This window comes from uncultured Aquimarina sp., assembly GCF_947500065.1.
GTDB lineage: Bacteria > Bacteroidota > Bacteroidia > Flavobacteriales > Flavobacteriaceae > Aquimarina.
In genome coordinates this window covers 38,151-63,140 of sequence record NZ_CANMQT010000001.1, presented here as the reverse complement: position 1 = coordinate 63,140, position 24,990 = coordinate 38,151, and the positions used below count along the sequence as shown (strand labels likewise).

Here is a 24,990-nt window from a genome sequence, read left to right as displayed (position 1 = left end):
TTTCAAAACCGTAATCTTATGCCCAATCCTTCCATTCTTGGGGGTAGTGACTTATGATAGTTTATCGCTACGTTTACAGGATTTGTTAATCTACCGAATATATTTACTTTATATAATTGATATTGTGAGCGTTTTCTGGCTAGTAATAAGTTTATGTGATCTTCTCGTTGGTTGATCTTTTCTAATTCTTTTTTTACCTTATGTTCAAGAGTCACTAAAGAAACGGGCGCAAAATGTTCTAACTCCGTACTAACAAAATGAAAATTATTTTTATCACTAAAATAATTTGTAAACTCAAAGTTTAAATAGTGATTAGATCCATCTAAACAAAATAATATTTCTTTGCATGAATTAGAGTTTACTGTAAACTTATTATCCGATATACCACCATAAATAAGTGTTATACTAAATACAGAAAGTATCCATATGTTATATGTCTTTTTCATACTATATTATTTTTTCAAGTTTCCTGAAAATCATTTTTCATTACCTCTAAGTTAGAAAATTTAGCTCATATATTTTTATTTATATTTATAATGATTTGCATAAAAATTATTTATGATTAAGTAATGGGAATTGGATGCTTTTTGTAGAAAACTCTGCGATTAGTATTTAAAATTGTGACAAGGAAAACCTCGGAGGAAGTTAGGAGAATGACGATACAGCCTTAATATGCCAAGTATCGTAAGAATTTATTTTTTGACCTCATTTTTCTAGTGAAGGAAGGGTGTTTTCAAATATAATATTTATAAGGAGTTAATATTAGTAGAGGTCATGTTACCATAAATTTATTCTCTTGAATTTGGTATCGCCTTTAAGATTTTAATAACTACCATAGTTACTAAAAAGAGAGTCTCTTATAGTAAGAGACTCTCTTTTTATCAATCAATTTTATAACTGGATTGAAAAAATGTTGGATATTCAATGATTTGACTAATTCTAATACCTAATCTTCGACAGAAATATTGATTACACTACTCATTTTAAGTTTTTTCCCGTCTAATCTTGCCTGAGTAAAAAACTCTTTCGCTGTAACCTGCTCTTGCAGTAATTCATCTATTCTTCCACTATCATATTCGCACTCATCACTAGTATTTCCTTCAGTAATTGATAATCGATGCAATCTATGAAAGTTGATTTTTACATTAAGTACAGCGTTAATAATGTCTGCTGCTTCTGATGCTGTAAAGTGTCCATCAATCAAATTTATTTTTTGATCTGTTTTTACTTTCATTGTTGCTGTTTCTATCGCTTCCATAATTTTATTGAAATTGTTTTGATTTATAGTACAAAGGTTGAATTAATATGTTATATATTTTTATTTATATATTTTATTGTAATCATAAATTATTATTATGTAACCTGTATGATGCACAGATATAAAGGCATTCCTAATGTTATATTAAAGGGAAAAGTGATTGCCAGAGCCATCGGAATATAAAGACTAGGGTTCGCTTTTGGAAGTGCTAGTTTCATCGCTGCAGGCACTGCGATATAGGATGCACTAGCAGCGAGTATGGCAAATAACAATCTATTGCCCTCTCCAGAACTAAAAAGACCACTTACTACCGCAACAATACAACCGTTTATAACAGGTATGATGATGGCAAATAGAAAAGCAAACCATCCTTTTTTAATGAAACCAGAAAGCTTACGTCCACTAGTGATTCCCATATCCAAAAGGAATACAGCTAGGAATCCTTTAAATATATCTGTAGTAAAAGGTTTGATTCCTTCGGCTTGTGCCTCACTTGCAAATAAACCTACAATCAAACTACCTATTATAAGCAGAACACTGCCATTAGTTAGTGCGTGATGTACTACAGTTTTTATAGGAATTTTATCTTCGTTCTTATTTTTTTTGAAAATTGTGACCAGAAGTAATCCCACCATTATGGACGGTGCCTCCATTAATGCCATTACTGCTACCATATGACCGCTAAAGGCAATGTTTTCTATTTCTAAAAAAGATATGGTTGTTACAAATGTTACAGCACTTACAGAACCATAAGATGCTGCGATAGCTCCTGCATTTTCGAGACTAAATTTTCTGCGCAATATAAAATACGTATACACAGGAATGAAGATGGCCAGAAATATTCCAAAAAGTAATGACCATAGTATTTCTGCATTAAATGTACTATGTGAAAGCTCTTGACCACCCTTAAAACCGATTGAAAGTAAAAGATAAAGTGAAATAAACTTTGAAGAGTTTTCAGGGATATTAAGATCGCTTTTAAGCTGAACTGCAATAACTCCTAAGAAGAAAAAAAGTAATGCAGGGTTGGTCAGGTTGTCTATAAGTAAATGTAAATCCATATAGTTGTTACTATGATTTTATAATAGAATTTATTTGAAAAATATTAAGTGTTTACCTCTTAGTTTTAGGGATGGAGTTTGATATGCCTAGTAATGCTATAATACTTCCAGAAAGTAGAATTTCAGTTAAGAAAAGATGGTCGCTTTTTATAGAAAGCGCCATAAAAGTCGAAAAAAGAAGGGCGATTATTATTAGATTAAGGATTGTGGGTGATGCTGCCTTTTTGTTATGATGAAGTGAAATCACTTTAACTTTTTCTGGTTGGTTTTTCTTTGGATTTAAATCTCTCATTAGTTTTGTTTTTTGCAAAGATGTATGTATTGTTTCATATGTTTTTATTTATATTTACAATCGTTTATATAAATTATTTTTATGCATTATACACTTCATCAATTACAGATTTTTTCTAAAATAGTTGAGAAAAAGAGCGTTACGAAAGCTTCCGAAGATTTGCATTTAACGCAACCAGCCGTTTCGATTCAGTTAAGAAATTTTCAAGATCAATTTCCGATCCCTTTAACTGAAGTAATTGGAAGAAAGTTATATGTAACGGATTTTGGAAAAGAAATAGCCAATGCAGCTGAGAAGATATTGGAAGAAGTAAAGGAAATAAATTATAAAACCTTAGCCTATCAAGGACAGTTATCTGGTGTGTTAAAAATTTCAGTTGTATCTACAGGTAAATATATCATGCCTTATTTCTTATCTGATTTTATAAAACAGCATAAGGGCGTTGAATTAATTCTTGATGTGACCAATAAGGCACAGGTAGTTAATAGCTTAGAAGAAAACACAGTAGATTTTTCATTAGTATCAGTACTTCCTGATAAATTACAAATTGAAAAAATTGAATTAATGGAGAATCAGCTTTATTTGGTTGGAAATAATGATGAAAGCTTCACAAAGAAGGTTTATGATAAATCTATTTTTACAACACTTCCTTTAATCTATCGAGAACAAGGTTCAGGAACTAGGTATACTATGGAAAGGTATATTGAAAAGAATAATCTTCCTGTAAGTAAAAAAATGGAACTTACCTCTAATGAAGCTGTAAAACAAGCCGTAGTTGCAGGACTTGGTTATTCTATTATGCCACTTATTGGAATACGTAATGAACTTAATATGGGGCGCTTACAGATTATTCCTGTAGAAGGCTTTCCTATCAAATCAAACTGGCATATGATCTGGCTTAAGAACAAAAAATTCTCTCTGGTAGCCACAGCTTTTCTTGAATATTTAAAAAAGGAAAAGAGTACAATTATCGAAAAAAGATTCGAGAGCCTATAAATTTATATAACTACTTTCAATAAATTTATTTTCTGCACAATACTTTGATTAAACCTTTATTCTTTAGGTTATGGATTATTTTACAAACCCATAACGAACTATGCAAAGTGTTTTTTAGAAGATCATATTCTCGAAATTACTCAATCTCAGTATTTGTTTATTTGCATCGTTTTATTATAATCATTTACATAAAATTATTTTATGCAAATGATTATAAATATAAATAAAAATATATGAAACTATTTATGGAGATTTGTATCAAGTAATAACGATACTAAATCACCTTAAAAGATGAAAAATCTAATTTGTATTTCTCTTGCCACAATACTTCTCTCTTGTAACACTATATCAAATGATTCTAATCATAAATTGATTGAAGAAGATGCTAAAACAGTTTTAATATCTCATAATTTGTCTAAAGAGAAATCAGACTATTGGTTAGTAAAAAAGCAAGAAGCTCCGCTTAATGATTTTGTTAGCACTAAAACGTTTTATAAAAAAGAAAACTCATTAATTCTTGATTATAAGTATCCTCATCTAGATGAACAATTCAATCCTTTGTTCAGTAATTTTAATTCCTTTATAAAGAGAAATTATTTAAAAACAGAAACATCAATCCTACAAGTGCTTTATAATGATGATTTATCCTGTGATCCTTTATTCAAAGATGCCGAAAGGAAGAGAAGAAATCTGGATTATAAAGTGTATACTAAAAATAGTCACTTCTTAAGTGTTCTATTATACAAAACAAATTATTATGATGATGATCGACATAATTCTTTTATGTTCAAGGGCTTAAATTATAATGTAAAAACAGGAACGTTTGTTACGTATAATGATTTGTTTGAAAATAATAGTGAGAAGTTCTTATTATTTAAGCTAAATCAAGAATTACAAGCGCGTATTGTAGGACAAGACTCTTTCAATGATTGCTGGGAATTTACTAAAAATACCTTTGAAGTTTTCAAGAATAATTTTGTTGTCGATTCAGATCATATTAAATTCTACTTTGATGACTGTACAGTATGTCCTACCTATTCAGGAAACTATTTTCTTGAAATACCAATAGAAGAACTATCCTCGATTTTGAGGGCACAAAATTCTGAGAAACCTTATTATAAATCTTAAATCAAAGAATTATGGTAAAGATATTCATCATTCCCAAAAGTAAATCACAAACTGATGAAATTATAGAATTTTTACTAAGGGGTAAGTATCTTTTGACAGTCACAATTATCGAAAATTGTGTGCAGGCTAGAATAGACGCAAAAAGCAAAACAAGTAAGTTAAATAGAACGTTAATTTCTGGTATTGTTAAATCCTTACAGTTTAATAATCTAAACGATCGTCTTAGGAAAATGTTCGGATCTAATATGCCTGTTTTATATTCAATTCCAATCGTACATATGGATCCGCAACAGTCAGAAACTATTGCAGATTACATCACTGTATTCTAAACAAAAAATCTATATGACCAAAAATACTTCAATACATAAGAATCAAATAATAAGAGGTGCTTATGAGTACGTGCAAATTGCTTTGGGAGTATTATTAGCGAGTATCGGCTTGAAAGCTTTTCTTCTACCTAATGGTTTTTTAGATGGAGGTGTCACAGGTATTGCGATTTTATTAAACAGCCTGTTTGCTATTAATATATCAATAGTATTGATAGTTCTTAGTATTCCGTTTCTGATATTGGCATATTTCACTATTTCCAGATATATGGTTTTCAAGTCATTAGTCAGTATTATTAGTTTTGCGATTTTTATTCATTTTGAAAATTTTGGTGTGTTCACTAGTGATAAATTATTGACTTCAATTTTCGGAGGACTTTTACTAGGCTTAGGAATAGGTATTACCATAAAAAATGGTGCTGTTTTAGATGGATCCGAGATTTTAGGGATATATCTTAACAGGCATTTTGGTGTAAGTATTGGAAAAGTAACCTTACTCTTTAATTTTATACTCTTTGCGATTACAGCAATCATTGTTTCAAAGGAAACCGCCATGTATTCTATCCTAGCGTTTTTGGTAACCGCAAAAATAACAGACCTCACTATAGAAGGATTTGAAAATTTTATTGGAGTGATGATTGTATCAAAAAAATATGATCAGGTCAAAGAAGCAATTACATCGAAATTGGGATCAGGAATGACTGTATTTAATGGAGTTCATGGATATGGAAATCAAGGAAAGATCCAAAATTTTGAAGTAATTCATACCATTATAAATCGAATTGAAATAGGCAAAGTCAATAAAATTATTGATCAAATAGACCCTAATGCTTTTGTAATCGAGTATGATGTGAATCATATCAAAGGAGGTATTTTAAGAAGATATCTTTCTAAAAAAAAAATATATTTCTAAAATTTAAAATATCCTGAATTATGAAAAAATCTTATGTACTACTATGCTGTATGATTACTTTTTTATACGCAACTGCATCTGCAAATAAAATAGAAAAGATTGATCCTGTTATCGAAATCATGGAGTCTTATATAAAACTTATGAATTCTATAGAGAAAGACAATGCGGTACCCAAAGTATTAGCACTTTATAGCGAACAATATTCTGGAAACACGACCTATGTAAAATTGTCTGGAGCTATTGTCAAGAAAAATTATACAAAGGAGAACATTAGATTTCAACTTAATGATATCGTCCAGGATGGTAATTATAGCCTTAAGATGAAAATAAACAAAATTTTATATAGTACTCAAAAAGAAACTGCAGGAACCGTTTCTGCATTACTGGATTTTGAATCTATTATAGACGATAAAATAGCAGAAAAAGGCACTATTCTTATGAATATTGTTGCTGTAAAACAAAAAGGACAGTGGAAAATCATTCAGAATAATATGGTTCGGGTTTCTGAACTAAAAGATATTGGAGATTGTGTTTGCCATATTTTTGAGAAAGGGAGTACCCAATTTGTAACAGAGTTATATTATCCTGCGGGCGTTAAATATGATCATAAATTTGAAGCCTTCCGAATAACATCTAATGAAGAAAACAGAGTTGTAAAATCTGGTGGAAAAATCTTTGTTTGGGAAAACAATACTAATAAGCTGATTCTGAATAAGGAAGAATTGGGAGTTGTAAAAACGCCAAAACAAGTGGTTCAATTACTTATTCAAAAAATGAATGCCGAAACCTGTGCTTCGATCATCTTTAGATAGTGATACAATTTAGTTACCTCAATCCTTAATGCTCGTTTTATGTCATGAAAATTTTGATTTTATTCAAATTTAAAGCGGGTATTAAAATCAAAACCGAAGAATTACTGAGAATTTAGAAATACGAATCAAAAAACAAAATACTATGATATTATCACCGCATAAAACATTTCTGGAAGATATCCAGAATGCAAAGAATCAGGGGTTCACTGTTGATTTTCTATTCAAAGACAATAGAATTTATGATCGGAAAACTAAAAAAAGATATGCTATAGAAGAATGTATTCTGGTAGAATATTGTAGACATAAAGGATTGAGCGATCCGAGTGACACTTCTATTCTATTCTTAATTGCCTGTGATGACGGGATCAAAGGTTGTTTAAGTAGTAATTACGCGGCACACGCTGATCTTGATCTCATGCAATTTGCATTATCACTTAGAAGTCAAAATCAAGAAAATATAAATAGTCATTAGCTATTTGATTTGAGATGAAATTTTAAATAGAATCCACATGTGGAAACCTTTGGTCGTACTCAGTTTTTAATCGTGTCAGTTTCTTAAAAAAAGAAGCATTTTCTTGATGTGTACGATTATTTCTGAAATGAACAAACTTACCTTGTGCATGGATACTAATACCATTTGTTTGGTAAAGGTAAAACTGATAGTATGGAATTACCCAGGTGAAATTTTGCAACCCTTTGGTGATAGCGATTAAAATTCCAATAGGTCTTAATTCAATACTACCATAATTTACATCTGAAACGGTATTTAAAATATTTTTTAGGTTGGGACTTACATTTTCTATAATCATACGTTTAGAACCGATACCATGCATCTTAATTGAACGGATTAATGAGAAAGGTTTTCCAACCAGATCATTGATTAGTTCTTTATTTTTTTTATTTGAATATGTAGTGTCTAATATCATGATTGCGAATTCTTGATGTAGAAATAGTAGCAACTATACTGTTGATACTCCGTTAAGATGTTTTTCTATTTTCTCTTTCCCTCTGTTAGTCATATAACTCATCTTTTTACTTTCAAACCCTAAAGCTTTTTCAATAAGTTCCACATCTTCTAATTTTATATAAAGATACAAAATGTTTAATATTTTCTAAAAATGTTTAAACAAAATTAACTATTGAGGAATAATATTTTTCCATAATAGAGTTTATGTATACTAGAATCACCCTAAAAATCAAAAAGTATTTGTTTTTTGTTTTACATGTTTTGGAAAAAAAGTAAGTTTCATGACCTTATTTCAGGACCAGAGAGCGTGGGTAATCCTGGTTTACAAATAGGTGGAATCATTTGAGGGAAATTGTATTTTATCAGAATTCTGGAAGGAGTTCAAGTGTTATCGATTATAAACTGCTTATGTAACGATAGCGAAGATAGTTTATTGATCAAAGAGGCTAAGGCTTTGGTTATTTTGTGGTTGTAAGAAATTGTAAATGATTATCACCGAAAACCGTTAGATCCATAGTAAATGGATGTATCAATTTTGCAATTGACACTTTAAAAAATATTTGAGACTAGGATGAATTTGATGTTTTTTTGTTTGAATTGTATTCTGAATCAAAAAATATCAATAGCGTAACAGTTTTTACGCGTTATTACTATCAAAAAAATAACAGTTTGTAATTGTCTAAAACTAAAAATGAAGAGTCATAAAAACCACGTTTATCAAAAATATTAAAAGATATAAGTGACTTTTATGAACTCTCTATCTATTACAAATTACTAAGGATAGATCAAGTATATGACACCCTTAGTAGTTTACTTTGATAAACTCCTAGAAACCTAATCCTGGGATCGGATTTGATCCATCAGGACAAGTACTACTGCAAGAAACTGCAATAATTTCCTGATACCCGAAACGTCCAACTACCACACATCCACAGTCGTCTGTTGATGGAAGGCCAAAACCTCCTTTAATAGACTCTTGTTCTGTTCTGTTGATTTTCTGGGCACCCCTTAAGTTTAAAATGTTTTTGATCATAATATTTAATATTTACAGTTAATAATTCAAAGTAAAAAAAGAGAGTTAGTCTATCACATATTTGCATTATATCCTATCTGAAAATGCAAGTTGTTTCTATATAACTCTGTGTGTATTCCACAAATATTAGTATTAAATCTCAAATATTATTCACTGTTTTCAGTGATATTACATTGTGTTTCGAGGCAAATTAAAATTTCAATGCAAGGATAAATAATCCATTAACTTTAATAAAACAGTATTAATACTTGAAAATTACAAACTTCGAAGATGAGAAACCTAAAGCCAAACCATCAGAGGTTTCTTAAAACAACCAAGCTAGATCCAAAATTGTTTCAGAGAAAATATATGCGCTTAATGAAGCATTAAAAATAGATGCCAAAAAATATATTTTTTTCTTGGGTAACAAAACAATGGAATGAGTAACCACCATAGTAAATAGCAAAATAATTTAATTTATAAAAAACAAAAAATGAACAAAATCACAGTATTATTTACCATTACATTGTTAGGATTGCTTTTCTCTTGTACAGCGGATCGTTTAGAAGATCAAACTGTTTCCGAAATGGAATCTGATATGGAAAAGAGAAGACCAGTCATCATAATAGATACTTACCTTCCACCTACTACATATGCCGCTGGTTTCGAAAGGATTTGGTCGTCGGCTAATCCTTTACAAAAAAGAACGGCTACTGTATGGGTAAACGGTGTAGCAACAGCTTTAACAGATGGTACGCAGGCAGCTGCAGGAAATTCTGTTGTTGTTGATGCTGCTGATAATGTTTATGTAGCTGGATTCGAAAGTAATGGCACTAAAAACGTTGCTAAACTGTGGGTAAATGGTGTGGTCAATAGTTTAACAAATGGTATTAATAGCGGATCTGCTAACTCGGTTTTTGTGGATGATAGTAATAATGTATATGTTGGAGGTTATGATGGTAGTAATGCAAAATTATGGCAGATCGGTGGAGCAACGCAAACTTTTACACCTGTTGAAACAAACAATGTGGTTAGAATCACCTCTGTTTTTAAATATAATACTGATGTATATGCTTGTGGTTACGAAATGAGTGCTTCTGGAACAAATCCTAATCATAAGGTATGGAAGAACGGAAGTCCACTATTTTCTTTGGGTGGAATTACCAATAATTCATCAGCTAATTCAATTTTTGTTAGTTCTGGTGATGTGTATGTCGCAGGAAAAGAAGGAACAAAAGCAGTAGTTTGGAAAAACGGTGTACCTACGTATTTATCTAATGGAACCTATAATGCATCAGCAAAATCTGTATATGTGTCAGGGCTTGGTGTACACGTGGCTGGTTATGAGTATACAGGATCTGGTAGAGTAGCTAAGTTGTGGAAAAATGGTGTGGGAACCAATTTGACAACGGATGTCAATGGAAATGCTTATGCTAGTTCAGTTTATGTGAAAAACTTTATCGTCTTCGCAGGAGGAACGGTTAGAAACCCTACTTATAGCAACGCTCCGAATGTTGCTACTGTATGGACAAATAATGTTCCTGCATCTTGGTCTACCCAAAACTATGAGCATGAGATTTTTTCTATTTATGCGGAATAATTGAAGTATCTGTTAAGGAAAAAACGAATAAAAACAGTTGCAAAATAATTTTGCAACTGTTTTTTTATATATAGAGTTCTGCTATTACGAATAATTTAATTTAACACTTCAAAGTTACAAACTTTGAATAGCAGAAAGTTAGTTTTGATTGTTTCGTATTTGCGGATCTATTTTATAAAATTTTAAAACCTATTATTATCAATAGGTAATAGTATATTCACATGTTCTTATAAAATAATCTAAAGATCTCTCCTTTCTCTTTTGGAAATATAAGATAATTCGTATTTCTATTCTATATTTGTTTGACACAGTGGATATATTACCGTTTTTATCGGTAATCCTAGCCTTCTGATTTTAAGCTAATTTGATTAATAAACTACCATAATAATGACTCATAAAATTAACACGCATTTTTTAGTATTATTTCTATTTCTAATAACACATATAAACGCTCAGAAAAAGGCATTACCCGTATTTAAGGATGGCGAAGCACAAATAGTAGAAGCTTTCAATACACCAGATAAATGGATTCGTCATGATCTATGGGTAGCTACAGAATTTGATACAGATGGAGATGGAAAACTAGACCGAATGCATGTCTCTGTAACACGTCCGTATCAAACAGAAACAGAAGGGTTGAAGCTACCTGTTATTTATGTTTCTAGTCCTTATTTTGCAGGAGTCGCTCCTAATATAGAAGGATTGTTTTGGGATGTAAAACATGAGATAGGAGCGCAAGCTAAGCCGAGAACACATGCAGAAGTCACACGCAGCGGTAAAAGACCTATCATTTCTAATTCACATACAAAAAAATGGATTCCAAGAGGATATATTGTAGTACACTCATCTTCTCCAGGTACAGGATTATCACAAGGAGCTCCCACTGTAGGAGGCGATAATGAATCTTTAGCTCCAAAAGCAGTGATTGATTGGTTATGTGGTCGTATTGATGGATATACAGATCCTGTGGGAACAGAGACGGTTAGTGCGTACTGGTCTACAGGAAAAGTTGGGATGACAGGAACTTCTTATAACGGAACTATTCCATTAGCTGCTGCAACTACTGGAGTAAAAGGATTAGAGGCTATCATTCCTATTGCACCAAATACATCATATTATCATTATTACAGATCTAATGGTTTAGTACGTTCTCCTGGAGGATATTTGGGCGAGGACATCGATGTGTTGTATGATTTTATTCATAGTGGAGATGAGTCTAAACGCCCTTATAATAATAAGACGGTACGAGATACTGATATGAAAAATGGGATGGATAGAATTACTGGAGATTATAATGATTTCTGGGCAGGCCGAGATTACCTAAACGATATGAAACCTATGAAAGCCGCATTATTGATGTCTCATGGATTCAATGATTGGAATGTAATGCCAGAGCATAGTTATAGAATTTATAAGAAAGCTAAGGAAATGGGTATTCCTTCTCAGATTTATTATCATCAGAATGGTCATGGAGGTCCTCCACCGATCACGATGATGAACAGGTGGTTTACAAGATACTTGCATGGTGTAGAAAATGGTGTGGAAAAAGATGCGCGTGCCTGGATTGTTCGCGAAAATGATGCTAGAGAGAACCCTACTTCCTATAAAGAGTATCCTAATCCAGATGCATCAGACGTAGTTCTTTTTCCTACTACTGGAGGATCAACAGCAGGTGTGTTAAGCGCTACAAAACCCACTAAACAAGGAACAGAAAAATTAGTTGATGATTATACATTTTCAGGAGATTCATTAGCAATATTAAAGACATCAAACCATCGCTTGCTCTATACAACTCCAGAACTAACACAAGATATCCACATATCGGGAATTGCCAAAGTAAAGATAAAACTAGCTAGTAGTAAGCCTGCTGCTAATCTTTCAGTTTGGATGGTTTCTTTGCCCTGGAAAAAGAATACAAAAAAAATTACTGATAATATCATTACTCGTGGTTGGGCTGATCCACAAAATTATAAGTCATTAACACAAAGTGAAGCTTTAAAACCAGGTGCGTTCTATGAGATGTCTTTTGATTTACAACCAGACGATCAGATCATTAAAAAAGGACAACAAATTGGAGTGATGATTTTTTCTAGTGATAATAAATTCACACTATTACCGAAACCAGGAACTGAACTTACTATTGATCTGGATGCAACATCTATTTCAATTCCTATTGTTGGAGGTGTAAAAGCATTTAAAGAAGCAACAAAATAATAAAAGCTTTAGTAAACTGATTGTTTCTACTTAGAAAGAGGCTGAATTCTATATGTAAATAAAGGGTTCAGTCTTTTTACTAAGTATCGCACGAATTGCAATCTTAAATCCGTGCTATAGGGATCATAAGTCCAGAAATGAACAAAAGTATAATTGATAACTGCAGCTTTGTCATTGTGTTTCTGTTTTAAGAGTTATTTCTATCGTTTTATTTGAACTTTAGCTTCCATCATAAATGGAAGCTCCCTTTATAATATCTGCAAAGACTTTCCATTGGCTTCGTCAGCATTAATCTCTTGATTTGTGTTCTTGTAATATTATTGAACAGCATCTGAGTATCGTATCATGGCTTCTAAAAAATATTTTACACTATGATTTCCCTTGTTTTCCGTATCCTCTTGATACTCTTTTCAAAGACCCTCGAGGAAATTAATATATTCTTTTCGGCTTTGAATGTTAATCATAAAATATATAATCGGCTTATTGAACTTTAGTTCTTTTATAATTTTTAGATACCCAATATTTTCCAAGTGGTGGAGCAGGATCTAACCCACATCTTTCAGCCAATTCTAGGTCTTCTTCGGTTACTATTTCAATTATATCTGGGCAATTGTTGTCATCATCGGATTTGCAAGAACCAAGTATGGCAACAAATGATACAGCAAATAAAATTTTATAATTTTTCATCGGTTTATTGAACTTTAGCTTCTATTTATTATAATCTTACTTTTTACCATTTTCAATACTTGGGCAACTTATTTGGATATTAAGCTTTAATTCTTAATCCAAAAATAACATTGCTATCTCCACTCTATTTTTTTACAACTTTTTTAATAATCTCAGTTCCATCATCAAGAGTGATTCGAAGAAGATAAATACCTCTATAAAGTGATGAAAAATCCAATACATTCGTTGTGGTATTTGTTGTGATTTCCTGAATCAAACTATTTTTTATATCATACAGCTCAATCTTTTTTATCGCTTTGTCAACTACCGAAATGTTAAGTTCATTACTGGTTGGATTAGGAAAAATTTGAAAGGATGTCGAAATCGATGCGTATTCATCGACATTTAGAATATTACCTTCTACCTGAAATATCTGTACATCTCCAGAATTATCCCCATTTTCGTTACTATAAGGTGTTGCAACTGCCAAAACATCTCCATCGGCATTAAAACTTACTGCAGACCCCAATTGGTCGTACTCACTGGTTCCATAAATATCGTCACCAATTTGGATCCAGGAATCATCATTTTTTTCATAAACTTGAACCATTCCAATTTGAGTTGGCGGTCCGTTCTCATATGGTGCTCCAATAGCCAACATATTACCCGAATTATTAAGACTGATAGCAAATCCAAAACTATTATTCCATCCCACTTTAATGACATCTCCTACTAATTCCCAAGTGTTATTGCCATACTTATATACCAATACTCTACTCCCAAAGGGTGATCCGACTGCCGCTATAGTCCCATTATTATTAATACTTACAGAAGTTCCAAATCCGGCTCCAGTATAGGTACCTTCTAAATCAGTACCTATTTGCTTCCAAACATCCTCGATATATTGATACACATATGCTTTGCCTAAGATATCTTGGTTAAACGAACCAGGTCCTCCTGCCACTAAGGTAGTTCCATCTGCACTTAGTTGAACCGATCGCCCAAGAAATTGATATGCTATCTTTCCATTAATATCATTACCCATTTGAGTCCATGTGCCTTCTATATTTCTATAAATAATTACTTTTCCACTGTTAACTCCATTATCATCATTTTCGGGAACACCAATGGCAATAGTATTACCATCTGAGCTCAAACTAATAGAGCTTCCTAAATAATCTTCTTCAGCTTCTCCATTGATATCATTGCCGACTTTGATCCAATTTCCAGCTTGTTCTTTGTAGATTCTAACTTGACCTGCACGAAAAAGATTTTCTTCATTCCGACGGCTGGGAGTTCCAAAAGCAACAATAGTACCATTGCTATTGGTGCTAACGGACAATCCAGATCCCAGATCACTAATTTCATCCTCCAATATACTTTGGATATCATCCCCTACTTGTACCCAGTCACCCGATACTTTTTCAAAAACTTGGACAAACCCAGAAGTCCTTTCGGTAGGATTTCCTACTACGATTCGTTTTCCATCAGAACTAGTACTCAAAGAAAATCCAAACCATTGACCACCTCTTGTCCCATATAGTGTTTCTCCTATTTCTGTAATCTGCGCCTGTGCTGTAGTAACTATAAAAAATAATATATATAGTAGTTTTCTTTTCATGATATTTTGTTTTTAATTATCGTTTTGTTGAACTTTTAGGTTAGAAGTAGTTTTTTGTTTTTCATTATTTTAGAGAAACTATTGCTTAAAGATGAATGTCTTCAGATACTCTTATGATATTTCCAATCATTCCCATATTTAAGCTTATTTTAATTTAAATTGTAAAGGTTCTATTAGTAAGTATCTAAATGGAGTGAAATGTTACCTTATTATCATACCTTTTTTCATCGTTTTATTGAACTTTTAGATTATTATTCCTCTTGGAAAACATTTCCACGCTATCGAAATCATTAACACAAAGCGAAGCGTTAAAACCAGGTGCGTTCTATGAGATGTCTTTTGATTTACAGCCAGACGATCAGATCATTAAAAAAGGACAACAAATTGGAGTGATGATTTTTTCTAGTGATAATAAATTCACATTATTACCGAAACCAGGAACTGAACTTACTATTGATCTGGATGCAACATCTATTTCAATTCCTATTGTTGGAGGTGTAAAAGCATTTAAAGAAGCAACAAAACAATAAAAGCTTTAGTAAACTGATTGTTTCTACTTAAAAAGAGACTGAATTCTATATGTAAAAAGAGTTCAGTCTTTTTCATTTAGTAGGTACATGTACCTTTTTAAATTCTCTACTATCATTTATTCCATAATCATATCCTAATATGAGTAGTTATTGTTTTGGGTTTCAAACTACCTAAAACTATTCCTTTAGTTTTACAGGGTATTCTCCAATTATGATTTTCGAATTGCTTGGTTTTAAGCTATCAAATTCGGCATAATAATATTCACCAACATTTGGTTTTCTTTTTCTAACATGCCTAGGCCAACCAGGATTTAACGGATCAGAATTTTTGTATACTTTATCATTATAGATAAATTTATATTTAATGCTTCCTGATTCTTTACCTTTATCAGAAACCTTAGTAACGACTGAAAGAACCAGTTTTCTATTCTTTTTTAGACTATACTCTTTCGGTTGCTGAGATAGATAGCCAATAACAAATATCAGAACGATTCCTATAAAAATAGAAAAGCCTAGATTATCACGTAATTTCATCTGACTATTGAATTTTTAAGTTTTCCTTAGTTTCTTGAACACTCATTTTTTCAACCTTGATTACCAAACCATCATCTAAAGTTACCCAAACATAAGAGTTGGGAATTCTACAGTCTTCAGGCACAATATTTACATGTACCTCTTTGAGTCCTCCGCTATCAGCCATTCCATAATCATATCCTACATGAATAGTTATTGTTTTGGGTTTCAAACTACCAAAAACTATTCCTCTAATCTTAAATTTTCCCACCGGTTTATTGAACTTTAATGACTGTTTCCTTTTAGCTTTATGGATCTTATTAGATAAATATAAAATATTAGTACTAATAACTTAACACATCGAAGTTACAAACTTCGAAGAGCTAGGTATTTAACTGTAAAATTAATTTACTTAGTGAGTGTTCTACAACTGACCGAACAATAAAATAAAATTTCCCTTAATTTTTTACGTTCTGTAAAATTGATAGTATCTTTTAACCATTGAACTCAAAGACAATATATGGGCTTAGAAAATGAAGCTATAAAATTAGGTCAAAACCGAATGGTTATGAACTCCTATTGAGATTTTCATATTAAAAAACAGAACTGGTTTTTTTCTCCTAACCCAAAATTAGCAGGAGCTACTAAAAAACCTTCTAATTTTAGTAGCTGGAGCGACTGGCAATCTTTAACGAGTTCTCAAAAAAGCACCTTATCAACCTTAGGTGGTTTCCATTATACTGCTAGTGATGTTAAAAAAAACAAGAATGATCTAGCACGCTTAAAAAGTGCCTATTCTAGTTGGGATAGTAGATTGTATAGTGTTTTTTGGAGTATGACCGGATCTCATAAAATATGGTTATGTAACGTATTTGTAGGAGACGCAATCTATGCTTACAGCAAACGAAGTTTTACATCAGTCAACAGGCATTATTATGATCCAAGACAAATAATTAATGAGCAATCTACATTGAAAAAAAGAGCGAATTATAGAGAAGTAGAACCTGGTGATATTGTTGTTTTTGGAAAATCGCACGTCGAAATCATAACAAGTATTACTAAACATGTGTTCTCCGATGATGGGTTTTGTTCTATTGGAGCTGGAAGAGGACAAAGAGGTAGTAGTGGAGATGGTACGATACGATGTGATAGCGCCTTAAGTTTTAGTGAATCTAGAGAGTTAGAGAATGATAATAACACCTATTTTTATTTGTAATGAGTAACACCTTAAAATTTCATCTAATCAGTTGTGCTATTAATTTTGTAGTAATCCTTCTAGCTGCATATATCAATCAGTTTATCGTAGAGTTAATAGACCCCATGACATTTGTGAAAAGAGGATCGGATTTTGATTTTATTTGGCTTATTTATGTATTTGGATGTTTTTGGATCTATACAGGTATGGTTTATATATTTAAAAATACAGCTAAACATGTTTATACGTTTGCAGCTATTGGTTTTATTGTATTGTATGTAAGAGTGTTCATTAATTATTACACGACAGGATCAGATTTTTTGTTATTTCTCACTAATGGCCTACAAGAAACATCCATCTTTATTCTTGTTTCTGCTATTCTAATTCATATTTCACAGTTGATAATAGGAAAGAAGTTCTTGCCAAATCGTTATAAAAAGTAAATAAGAATAGACCACTAACAAACAACAACAGTTTTATTACATCTAGTATTTACACACTTTAATTAAAAATAGTATTGCAATCGCTTGACAATTCGAAGTTACAAACTTCGAAGAGCAGGTTCTAATTTTACAACCTCTATCTAATGCATTTTAAAGCAAGGTAATATTGTTCGATTATAAAAAAAAAGTAATGCAATCCAATTAATGGAATTCGTGATATCAATCTCGGATTAAAAACCCGAGTTATCAGGTGCCTTTCCCGAACTTCTAACACAGGTTAATTTCCATAATCTCATAGCACATCGGTTTATTGAACTTTAGTTAATCATTAGGTTTGTGATCATGTTCTTTTTGAATTTATCAAATTTTATTAAGAAATAAGTTGTGCAACGGTTACCATTGTTTGCAAACGTTTTAATCCGCAAACTGTACTCTAACTAGAGGACTACTTATGAGACTATAAAAGACTTTAACGTTCATATGAAAACTTGACGAAATCGATTGTGTGAATTTTTTTAGTTCATTTAACTTATCTGAATTATAATAAATTCCATTCATAATAATACCATCGATTGTTCTAGAATTGGCAATATTTTCTAAAGGATTTTTATTTAAAATTATTAAATCTGCAATTTTACCATTTTCGATTGTTCCATAATCTTCCTCTTTTCCAATAAACTTCGATGGAACAATAGTAGCACTTTGTAAAGCCTCAAGGTTGGACAAACCGCTTTTTGTTAAATCTTCTAATTCATCATGCATACTAAACCCTGCAAAAGTATAGGAATCGGTCACATCTGTTCCCGTCATAATCGGGACTCCGATATCATTGGCCATTTTAATCTGTTTTTTTACCGCATTGTAAAAATTCGTACTCAATCCATTTCCTTCTTCTGATAAATTCTTTTTCTTATTATTTCTTACATCAATTCCCCACCACAAGTCTTTTCGTATAGAGGTGACATATTTTAAGTTGGGATTGTCTGTAAAAGTGGGTTTATGAGCATATGCCTCGAATTTGAGGGTTTGAAGCGTTGGTGTCCAATACGCGTTATTTTCTTTCATTAGCGTCATTAGTTTAATTGCAATTTTTGGATTAAAATCTTCAACTATTGATTTTTTTGATTTCGAAAAGAATGCTTTCCAGTTTTTGGGATTTCGCAAACTATCTGCTTCAGGAAAAGACTCAAACATAAAAATACGCTCGTGTTCAAAACTTCTTTGTCCCAATACAACCGCCTCTTCAAGGCTTATAAACATTGGTTTGTGACCCGCGAGGTGCAATCCATGTTTTGGTGCAGCTAAAGCTAACTTTCTATATATATCGGGTTGTATTTGTTGATATACTTTAATGAAATTTACTTTTTCATTTTTATAAAAACTTAAAATAGAATCAACATGTTCGTCTTTCTCAAGCTTAAAAAATTCTGGAAAGTTATCGGGAACAGAAGAAGCACCGTCAATTTGGTAACTACTTTGCAGAACATATCTTGGAGTTATTCTTTGATTAGTATTCAATTCTGAATTCCAATGTAAACGTTCTTTACTGCCAGCCCAATAACTATCTCTTTCATTAAGTTGACCTGACATATCGCGAATACCCGTAACACCGTTTGCTATGTAAAGTGGATGGTGCAGCCATTCTGAATGTTGATTTGAATGTGTATGCATATCCCACAAACCTGGCATTGTATATTTATTACTGCCATTAATAATTATAGCGTTTGAGTCTACTTTTAATATGCCAGTAGTATCGATGGCAATAATTTTATTGTTTTTTATGAGAATATCTCGATTTTCTAAAAGATTCCCAGATTCTACATCAATAACAGTAATAGATTTTATGAAAACTATCTCATGCTTTATAGGCGATTTTAATTTTGGCATTGGCCACAAAATAGCAGTTATTATAATTACTACTAGTAACAGAGATATTGTAGAAAAGATTTTAAGAAATTTAAATGCCTTCTTTTTCACGTTTATAGAGTTGGTTATAGAAGGATGACGTTTAAAACAGGGAAATGTTACTTGACTTGGTTCAAATGTTTCCTAACGTAGTTATATAATTATTAGAACTATCTATTCTCAATATTCGAAATATAGTTACCTAATTCTATCGTTTTATTGAACTTTTATTAGTATTAAGGTTTGTTGCATTTTATATTCGACAGTATGATCTTTAAGTATATCAAAGATCTCTTGAGAATGATCATAAATTCTATTCGGAACTAATCTTCCAATATACCTGTCCTCGATAGGATTTATTTCTATATTTTCTAAATCAGAAAACTGAGTTAAACAACTATGACTCTCTACATAATTATCCGTTGGACTCCATATAGCAGATTGCCAATTAGTAGGATAGTCCATACTAAAAAGTTTCATACGAAACTTCCAAGGTTTTTCATAGAACACATCTATTAGTGCTGATAATTCAGTGAAATTCATCTTTTATTTGAACTTTTAATTATCTATAGTGTGTTTTGTTCCCTTAAAGGATATCATCCTTTTTTTTATCCTAATAACCATCCTTCTCATCATACCTCGTTATTTCTTTCCAGCGATGTTTACATTTTAAACAATTGTAAGTTTGTTGGTCAATCCTTACAAATTTATAGTCTGGATCATAACCTAGTATTTTTGTTTCTGTTAAATTATAGTAGAAAAAACTTGCTTTGCATTTAGGACATCGGTTCTTGTTTAGATACCAAATAAACCAGACAATTACAATTCCTAGTAAAATTAATATGATTAAGATTGTTATCAAATTTTTAGCTTTATTGATCTTATTAGATAAATATAAAATACTATTACTAATAAGCCTTAACACATCGAAGTTGCAAACTTCGAAGAGCGGGGGTAAACTGATTGTTTCTACTTACAAAGAGGCTGAACTCTATATGTAAAAAGAGTTCAGTCTTTGTTTTACTGATTATCGCACGGATTACAACCTTAAATCCGCGCTATCTGGTAATTTCTACCTTCTTTTCACTCAATACATAGTTCTCCAAAATAAGTTTAGGTATTTTATTGGTTATCTCATTGATTTCTTTTTTAGTTAAATCTTGTGCATTAACTGAGAATATAATAACGATAAAATGAATAGAGAACAATAGTTTTTCATTGTATTATATAATTTTACTTGTCATTTAGACTTCATTATTTTTTTGACAATACTATATAAACTTTTTAAATCTGCTTTAGTTTTAATATAAGTATCTGTTCTATACTCTCCCATGTTTTGTATCCGATAATTTGGTAAATCATCTTTGAAATTTAACAATACAAATGTGTCAACTATTCTTTCTTTTAAAGGATGAGGAACTTGAAATTTATTAATTATAGCCGATTCAATTCCGATATGTATTATTTCATGAATAATTGTATTTGCAGGATTGTCATAACTTTTAAACTGCCCTTTGGATGTAGTAAAAATTAATATTGAACCTTCATCAGAATCATACCTACCACCTGGGCCATAAAGCGTAAGATTTATATTATAAACACTAAATTCTTTAAAATTCCATTTATAATCTAACTCACTTATTTCATTCACTAGATTATTAATTAGGGGTAGTTGGTTTTTAATTTTTTCATACCCTTTTTGATAGTCAGTGACATCGTAAACACTATCTCGTATAAATGTTTTTAATTTATTGTAATCTTCATTTGTTAGCTTTTCCTTTTTAGCTTTAATCTTTAAGTCTTCGATTAATGGATCTTTTGGAAGGCTTATTTGATAATTATTGTCTTCAAAGAAGTTAATATCTTGAATGGTTCTCCAGACATATTCTGTTTCAAAATCAGCAGTTGGGATATTAATTTGTATTCGATTTTGACTTTTTACTTCACAAAAAACAAGTAAAATAGTCATTAGGAATATATAAACTTTATATTTCATTTTTTGATGTTTTTTTAGAGGCTATTAGGTAAAAGGATATCATACCTATAATTATCCATAACCCCAATATTGCAATATTGCCTTTAAGTTTTTGATCACCAAAATCCATTTCAAACAAGAAAATCATTACTGAATTTAGACTGCCATGTGCAATTACAGCCGGCCAGACACTTTTTGAATTGATACTCAACCAGCCAAAGAAATATGAAATAAAAACAGTTGTTAATGGAAAAATCAAAAAAGCTCCTAATATAGGATGTTCAGGATAATTAAATCCATTAATAATTATAGGAAAATGCCAAAATCCCCAGAGAATCCCCAAGAATGTAAGCGATTTAAACACACTATTTTTCTCTAATAATTTTTTTTGAAGAAATCCTCTCCATCCTATTTCTTCACCTATGGTTAAAAAACCAGTGATTAATGAAGAACCAATTCCGGTGATTAAAAAATTAAGAAAGAAAAATGGAATACTTTGTTCGTCTGTATCCAATATAAGAAAGATTTCAATACTATGAACTTGACTGTCATCAATTAGAAAAACGTTGTTTGAGGCTAACCCTATATTTTCAAATATAATAATTCCAAAAAATGTAATTAAAGATGGAAGTAATACGCTTAAGGCAATAAATTTGAATTTTCCAATATTCCAATTGATATACTTAAATCCTTGTTTAGTTTTTGTTAAATAGATAATGGCTCCAATTCCTGGAAAGAACATAGTCAGTCCAATAAAAAGACGTGATAGAGTAAAATCATCTCCACCATTTACAATAGTAATAATCTGGAAAGTATATGTGAATAGAAATACTAAACCAATATATAACCAAACGCTTTTTTCTAATTTTATCATCAACACTCTTTTTTACTTATAGTAGGAGTCCTTAATACTTTGTAACCATTTTTAATTTTAAAGCACTTAAGCATTTTAAAATAAGACTAATACTTTAATTTTTGTTTATCCCAATTATAACTTCTGTATTCCGTCTAAGGATTTTTCAAATATCATTATCAAAGAATAGATAACATAATTAAGTTAGTTTCAAATCGTCATTTGGAACTATTTAGGTAAAGACTTTACATAATCTGAAGGGGTCATTCCGGTTTCTTTTTTAAAAATTCTATAAAAAGAAGTCTTAGAATTAAAGCCTGCCTCTTCACTTAAACCCAAAATCGAGTATTTATCACTATCACTCTCAATTAGCTTTTGCTTAAACGCTTCCACTCTGTAGCTATTTATAAGATCTGTAAAATTTGTATGAAGTGTGTCATTAATGATTCTTGAGAGATTATTAACAGGCCAGTCAAGGTGTTTTGCCAGTTTAAGTATTGTAAGTTCAGAATCTTTATAAAGCTGATTTTTGGTTAATGCATGAAGTAACTCTTCTTTCTTTTCATTAAATTCATTTTTAGAAAAATGAATTCTTCTTACTCGATCTTTATAGTTTTTAATAACCTTAAGATATTTTAATAAATATAAATATCCTAAAATGTAAATGAAGAGTCCCAAAATAACTCCAAGTGGCTTGTAGAAATACAAAGAATTAGTATCCAATTTTTTTATAAAAAATAATGCAATAGGAATAGCTAGCAATAAAAAGCCAACAAGTAAACACCAGGATAAAATTAGATGTCTAAGCCATGTTTTTACCTTTTCAAATCCTGGTAATACAGGCTTCATGTTTACTGATTCACGATAAATTAAGTAGGTGTAGGTTGCCAATTGTACGATCCCAAATAATCCCAACACTAGAGCAATCGTTTGAATCAAAGTGATATTTTCATTTGCCCAATCCAGATTGAATCTAACATAGGTAAAAAGCAGCAAAAAAAAAATAACGTCTAAAAGCAAAGAGGGCAAAAAATGAAGTACATCCTTCCAACTAAATGTTCTTAAAGGATTTTTAATATACTTTACATGAAAATAAGCCAAAGGGCCATATGCCAGGCTAAACTCCATGGGAATCGGAAATTTTGAGTTGAAAGCATGAATAGATTCTTCTAAAATTAAATGTAAAAGTGAAAGTGAGAACAAAAATACAAGTAAGCCAAAAAATAGATTTGGCTTGCTATCTCTCGAGCGAAATATTATAATACACGACAGTACTATTCCTTGAAAAATAGCAATTAAAAAATAGAAATTTGTTGAATCTAAAGATGTGTCTATCATTAATTCTTAATTATATTTTAACTATCTAACTTTTTAGATAAAAATTTTTTCAGAGAATTTATCTTTTTACGTGTAGTTAGTCTTTCAAATATAATTAAGAATTAATAAAGTGTCTTGTATGTATCATTTATCGTTTTTTGTTATATCTAGCCTTAAAAACATGTGTAAGAAGTACTACTAAATGATTATTCTAAAAGAAATTATTGAACTCTTTTCCAATAGTTAGGATCATTCCAAAACCTATGTATTTCCTCATTATAATAAAATAGATCTACTTTTTTTGATATTTATTTATGCCATTTACAAGTTTTTTTGCAAATCTAACCGGTACAAAAAGGACATTCTTATCATCGGTTGAATATACTTGAATATTGTAAGTAGTTCTGGTATGACTTATCGGTTCGAATCATAATTCACTAATCATCAACCATGCTTCTCACCCACATTCACAAACCAAGCTGACAAATATCATAGTTCCTCCGCAGAAGCAGCAGTACTTTTATGATATTAAATCATCAGACAATGAGAAATATCCTGCTTCCTACTGACTTTTCAGAAAATGCAAAAAATGCCATTGATTATGCACTCGAGTTTTTCAAAAACGAGCTCTGTACGTTTTATGTGCTGAATGTGCAAAAAGCTTCTAACTATATGACGGATGATCTCATGACTGCTCCCGCCAATACTTCTATTCATCAATCCGTCTTAAAAGGATCTAAGGAACAACTCAATACATTGATAACAGAACTAAAAAACGGAATTCTACACGAGAATTATACGTTTCATGCACTTACAGATTATGATATTTTTACGGATGCGATCAAACAGGCTGTAAAATCAAAAAATATTGATCTCATCGTTATGGGTACTAATGGAGCGACAGGTGCCAGAGAAGTCGTTTTCGGGAGTAATACACTTAATGTAATTCGTAAGATCGATTGTCCGGTACTCGTGATTCCTCAAGGATATGTTTTTGAGGGGCTAAAAACAATATTGTATACCATTGATTATAATGACCACTTCACTACAGAAAATATTGAACCCTTAGTAGATACATTGATCAAATTTAAAGCCTCTTTAAGGATTCTAAAGATAAAAGAAGACGAAACAGTTACGATAGCAGAATTTGATGATAAGAAACATCTAAAAGATTTTTTTAAAGACATCAATCATACCTTTCATTCTATTACCAATGTTCCTACAGCTCTTGCCATCAATAGTTTCGTGCAAATTATGGATGTCGATATGAATGCGATGTTTATCCAAAGAGAAACATTTCTGGAGCGATTCTTTAGTGGTTCTGAGACTTCCAAAATAAGTTACGGTACCAGAGTTCCCTTACTTATTATGCATAATTGATGTAATAGAAAAT

Annotated in this window: 27 protein-coding genes; 12 read left to right on the top strand and 15 right to left on the bottom strand. The window is 31.2% G+C overall.

The window, feature by feature from the left end:
• Positions 1 to 2: 2 nt before the first annotated feature.
• The 4 genes from Q0975_RS00345 to Q0975_RS00330 form a co-directional block, all read right to left on the bottom strand.
• Positions 3 to 446, bottom strand: a complete 444-nt coding sequence (locus Q0975_RS00345) for a hypothetical protein (RefSeq protein WP_299431431.1) — start codon at positions 444 to 446, stop codon at positions 3 to 5.
• Between the two features lie 500 nt (positions 447 to 946).
• Entirely contained in the window at positions 947 to 1,258 is a 312-nt protein-coding gene (locus Q0975_RS00340; RefSeq protein ID WP_299431428.1) for a hypothetical protein, read from the bottom strand.
• A 95-nt stretch (positions 1,259 to 1,353) separates the two neighbouring features.
• Positions 1,354 to 2,319 carry a sodium-dependent bicarbonate transport family permease gene (locus Q0975_RS00335; RefSeq protein ID WP_299431425.1) on the bottom strand — a complete coding sequence of 322 codons (966 nt, stop codon included), beginning with the start codon at positions 2,317 to 2,319 and terminating at the stop codon, positions 1,354 to 1,356.
• Positions 2,320 to 2,371: 52 nt separating this feature from the next.
• Positions 2,372 to 2,611 (bottom strand): hypothetical protein, encoded by a 240-nt coding sequence (locus Q0975_RS00330; protein ID WP_299431422.1) that lies wholly within the window; start codon positions 2,609 to 2,611, stop codon positions 2,372 to 2,374.
• An 81-nt stretch (positions 2,612 to 2,692) separates the two neighbouring features.
• Between Q0975_RS00330 and Q0975_RS00325 the strand changes: the two genes are divergently transcribed.
• The 6 genes from Q0975_RS00325 to Q0975_RS00300 all read left to right on the top strand — a co-directional run bounded on the left by Q0975_RS00325 (position 2,693) and on the right by Q0975_RS00300 (position 7,258).
• Positions 2,693 to 3,607, top strand: coding sequence for a LysR family transcriptional regulator (locus Q0975_RS00325; protein WP_299431419.1), 915 nt, complete (start codon positions 2,693 to 2,695; stop codon positions 3,605 to 3,607).
• Positions 3,608 to 3,898: 291 nt separating this feature from the next.
• The gene (locus Q0975_RS00320; protein ID WP_299431416.1) at positions 3,899 to 4,735 is read left to right on the top strand and encodes an RsiV family protein; all 837 of its coding nucleotides are present in this window, start codon (positions 3,899 to 3,901) and stop codon (positions 4,733 to 4,735) included.
• 11 nt (positions 4,736 to 4,746) lie between these two features.
• On the top strand, positions 4,747 to 5,064 hold the full coding sequence (locus tag Q0975_RS00315; protein WP_299431413.1) for a hypothetical protein: 318 nt from the start codon (positions 4,747 to 4,749) through the stop codon (positions 5,062 to 5,064).
• Between the two features lie 13 nt (positions 5,065 to 5,077).
• Positions 5,078 to 5,974 (top strand): YitT family protein, encoded by an 897-nt coding sequence (locus tag Q0975_RS00310; RefSeq protein WP_299431410.1) that lies wholly within the window; start codon positions 5,078 to 5,080, stop codon positions 5,972 to 5,974.
• 20 nt (positions 5,975 to 5,994) lie between these two features.
• Entirely contained in the window at positions 5,995 to 6,786 is a 792-nt protein-coding gene (locus Q0975_RS00305; RefSeq protein ID WP_299431407.1) for a hypothetical protein, read from the top strand.
• Between the two features lie 142 nt (positions 6,787 to 6,928).
• Positions 6,929 to 7,258, top strand: coding sequence for a hypothetical protein (locus tag Q0975_RS00300; protein WP_299431404.1), 330 nt, complete (start codon positions 6,929 to 6,931; stop codon positions 7,256 to 7,258).
• A gap of 22 nt (positions 7,259 to 7,280) precedes the next feature.
• Here the strand turns inward: Q0975_RS00300 and Q0975_RS00295 are convergent, their stop codons facing one another.
• Together Q0975_RS00295 and Q0975_RS00290 are read right to left on the bottom strand one after the other, a co-directional pair.
• Positions 7,281 to 7,712 carry a hypothetical protein gene (locus tag Q0975_RS00295; protein ID WP_299431401.1) on the bottom strand — a complete coding sequence of 144 codons (432 nt, stop codon included), beginning with the start codon at positions 7,710 to 7,712 and terminating at the stop codon, positions 7,281 to 7,283.
• Positions 7,713 to 8,579: 867 nt separating this feature from the next.
• Positions 8,580 to 8,786 (bottom strand): hypothetical protein, encoded by a 207-nt coding sequence (locus Q0975_RS00290; RefSeq protein ID WP_299431398.1) that lies wholly within the window; start codon positions 8,784 to 8,786, stop codon positions 8,580 to 8,582.
• 472 nt (positions 8,787 to 9,258) lie between these two features.
• On the opposite strand from Q0975_RS00290, the gene Q0975_RS00285 reads away from it, so the two are divergent.
• Together Q0975_RS00285 and Q0975_RS00280 are read left to right on the top strand one after the other, a co-directional pair.
• Positions 9,259 to 10,365 carry a hypothetical protein gene (locus Q0975_RS00285; RefSeq protein ID WP_299431395.1) on the top strand — a complete coding sequence of 369 codons (1,107 nt, stop codon included), beginning with the start codon at positions 9,259 to 9,261 and terminating at the stop codon, positions 10,363 to 10,365.
• Between the two features lie 387 nt (positions 10,366 to 10,752).
• Positions 10,753 to 12,579 carry a Xaa-Pro dipeptidyl-peptidase gene (locus tag Q0975_RS00280; protein WP_299431392.1) on the top strand — a complete coding sequence of 609 codons (1,827 nt, stop codon included), beginning with the start codon at positions 10,753 to 10,755 and terminating at the stop codon, positions 12,577 to 12,579.
• A 480-nt stretch (positions 12,580 to 13,059) separates the two neighbouring features.
• On the opposite strand, the gene Q0975_RS00275 is transcribed toward Q0975_RS00280, so the two are convergent.
• Together Q0975_RS00275 and Q0975_RS00270 are read right to left on the bottom strand one after the other, a co-directional pair.
• Positions 13,060 to 13,266 carry a hypothetical protein gene (locus Q0975_RS00275; protein ID WP_299431390.1) on the bottom strand — a complete coding sequence of 69 codons (207 nt, stop codon included), beginning with the start codon at positions 13,264 to 13,266 and terminating at the stop codon, positions 13,060 to 13,062.
• 124 nt (positions 13,267 to 13,390) lie between these two features.
• Entirely contained in the window at positions 13,391 to 14,866 is a 1,476-nt protein-coding gene (locus tag Q0975_RS00270; RefSeq protein ID WP_299431387.1) for a T9SS type A sorting domain-containing protein, read from the bottom strand.
• Positions 14,867 to 15,126: 260 nt separating this feature from the next.
• Here Q0975_RS00270 and Q0975_RS00265 point away from each other — a divergent pair, with 260 nt between their 5' ends.
• Positions 15,127 to 15,396, top strand: coding sequence for a CocE/NonD family hydrolase C-terminal non-catalytic domain-containing protein (locus Q0975_RS00265; RefSeq protein ID WP_366887956.1), 270 nt, complete (start codon positions 15,127 to 15,129; stop codon positions 15,394 to 15,396).
• Positions 15,397 to 15,573: 177 nt separating this feature from the next.
• Here Q0975_RS00265 and Q0975_RS00260 read toward each other — a convergent pair whose 3' ends face one another.
• Complete coding sequence (locus tag Q0975_RS00260) at positions 15,574 to 15,930, bottom strand: hypothetical protein (protein WP_299431384.1); 357 nt, start codon at positions 15,928 to 15,930, stop codon at positions 15,574 to 15,576.
• A gap of 4 nt (positions 15,931 to 15,934) precedes the next feature.
• Positions 15,935 to 16,180, bottom strand: a complete 246-nt coding sequence (locus Q0975_RS00255; protein ID WP_299431381.1) for a hypothetical protein — start codon at positions 16,178 to 16,180, stop codon at positions 15,935 to 15,937.
• 564 nt (positions 16,181 to 16,744) lie between these two features.
• On the opposite strand from Q0975_RS00255, the gene Q0975_RS00250 reads away from it, so the two are divergent.
• Both Q0975_RS00250 and Q0975_RS00245 read left to right on the top strand, forming a co-directional pair.
• Positions 16,745 to 17,125, top strand: a complete 381-nt coding sequence (locus Q0975_RS00250; protein ID WP_299431378.1) for a hypothetical protein — start codon at positions 16,745 to 16,747, stop codon at positions 17,123 to 17,125.
• Positions 17,125 to 17,547, top strand: coding sequence for a hypothetical protein (locus tag Q0975_RS00245; RefSeq protein ID WP_299431375.1), 423 nt, complete (start codon positions 17,125 to 17,127; stop codon positions 17,545 to 17,547). Before Q0975_RS00250 ends, Q0975_RS00245 begins: the two co-directional genes overlap by 1 nt.
• A gap of 414 nt (positions 17,548 to 17,961) precedes the next feature.
• Here Q0975_RS00245 and Q0975_RS00240 read toward each other — a convergent pair whose 3' ends face one another.
• From Q0975_RS00240 to Q0975_RS00220, 5 genes are all read right to left on the bottom strand, one after another.
• On the bottom strand, positions 17,962 to 19,434 hold the full coding sequence (locus tag Q0975_RS00240; RefSeq protein WP_299431371.1) for an amidohydrolase family protein: 1,473 nt from the start codon (positions 19,432 to 19,434) through the stop codon (positions 17,962 to 17,964).
• 234 nt (positions 19,435 to 19,668) lie between these two features.
• Positions 19,669 to 19,995 carry a DUF6678 family protein gene (locus Q0975_RS00235; RefSeq protein ID WP_299431368.1) on the bottom strand — a complete coding sequence of 109 codons (327 nt, stop codon included), beginning with the start codon at positions 19,993 to 19,995 and terminating at the stop codon, positions 19,669 to 19,671.
• A 697-nt stretch (positions 19,996 to 20,692) separates the two neighbouring features.
• Complete coding sequence (locus Q0975_RS00230; protein ID WP_299431365.1) at positions 20,693 to 21,448, bottom strand: hypothetical protein; 756 nt, start codon at positions 21,446 to 21,448, stop codon at positions 20,693 to 20,695.
• Positions 21,438 to 22,301, bottom strand: a complete 864-nt coding sequence (locus tag Q0975_RS00225) for a type II CAAX endopeptidase family protein (RefSeq protein ID WP_299431363.1) — start codon at positions 22,299 to 22,301, stop codon at positions 21,438 to 21,440. Before Q0975_RS00225 ends, Q0975_RS00230 begins: the two co-directional genes overlap by 11 nt.
• Positions 22,302 to 22,508: 207 nt before the next feature.
• Positions 22,509 to 23,618, bottom strand: a complete 1,110-nt coding sequence (locus Q0975_RS00220; RefSeq protein ID WP_299431360.1) for a helix-turn-helix domain-containing protein — start codon at positions 23,616 to 23,618, stop codon at positions 22,509 to 22,511.
• A gap of 522 nt (positions 23,619 to 24,140) precedes the next feature.
• Here Q0975_RS00220 and Q0975_RS00215 point away from each other — a divergent pair.
• A complete protein-coding gene (locus tag Q0975_RS00215; protein WP_299431357.1) occupies positions 24,141 to 24,977 on the top strand; it encodes a universal stress protein in 837 nt (278 codons plus the stop codon).
• Positions 24,978 to 24,990 lie beyond the last annotated feature (13 nt).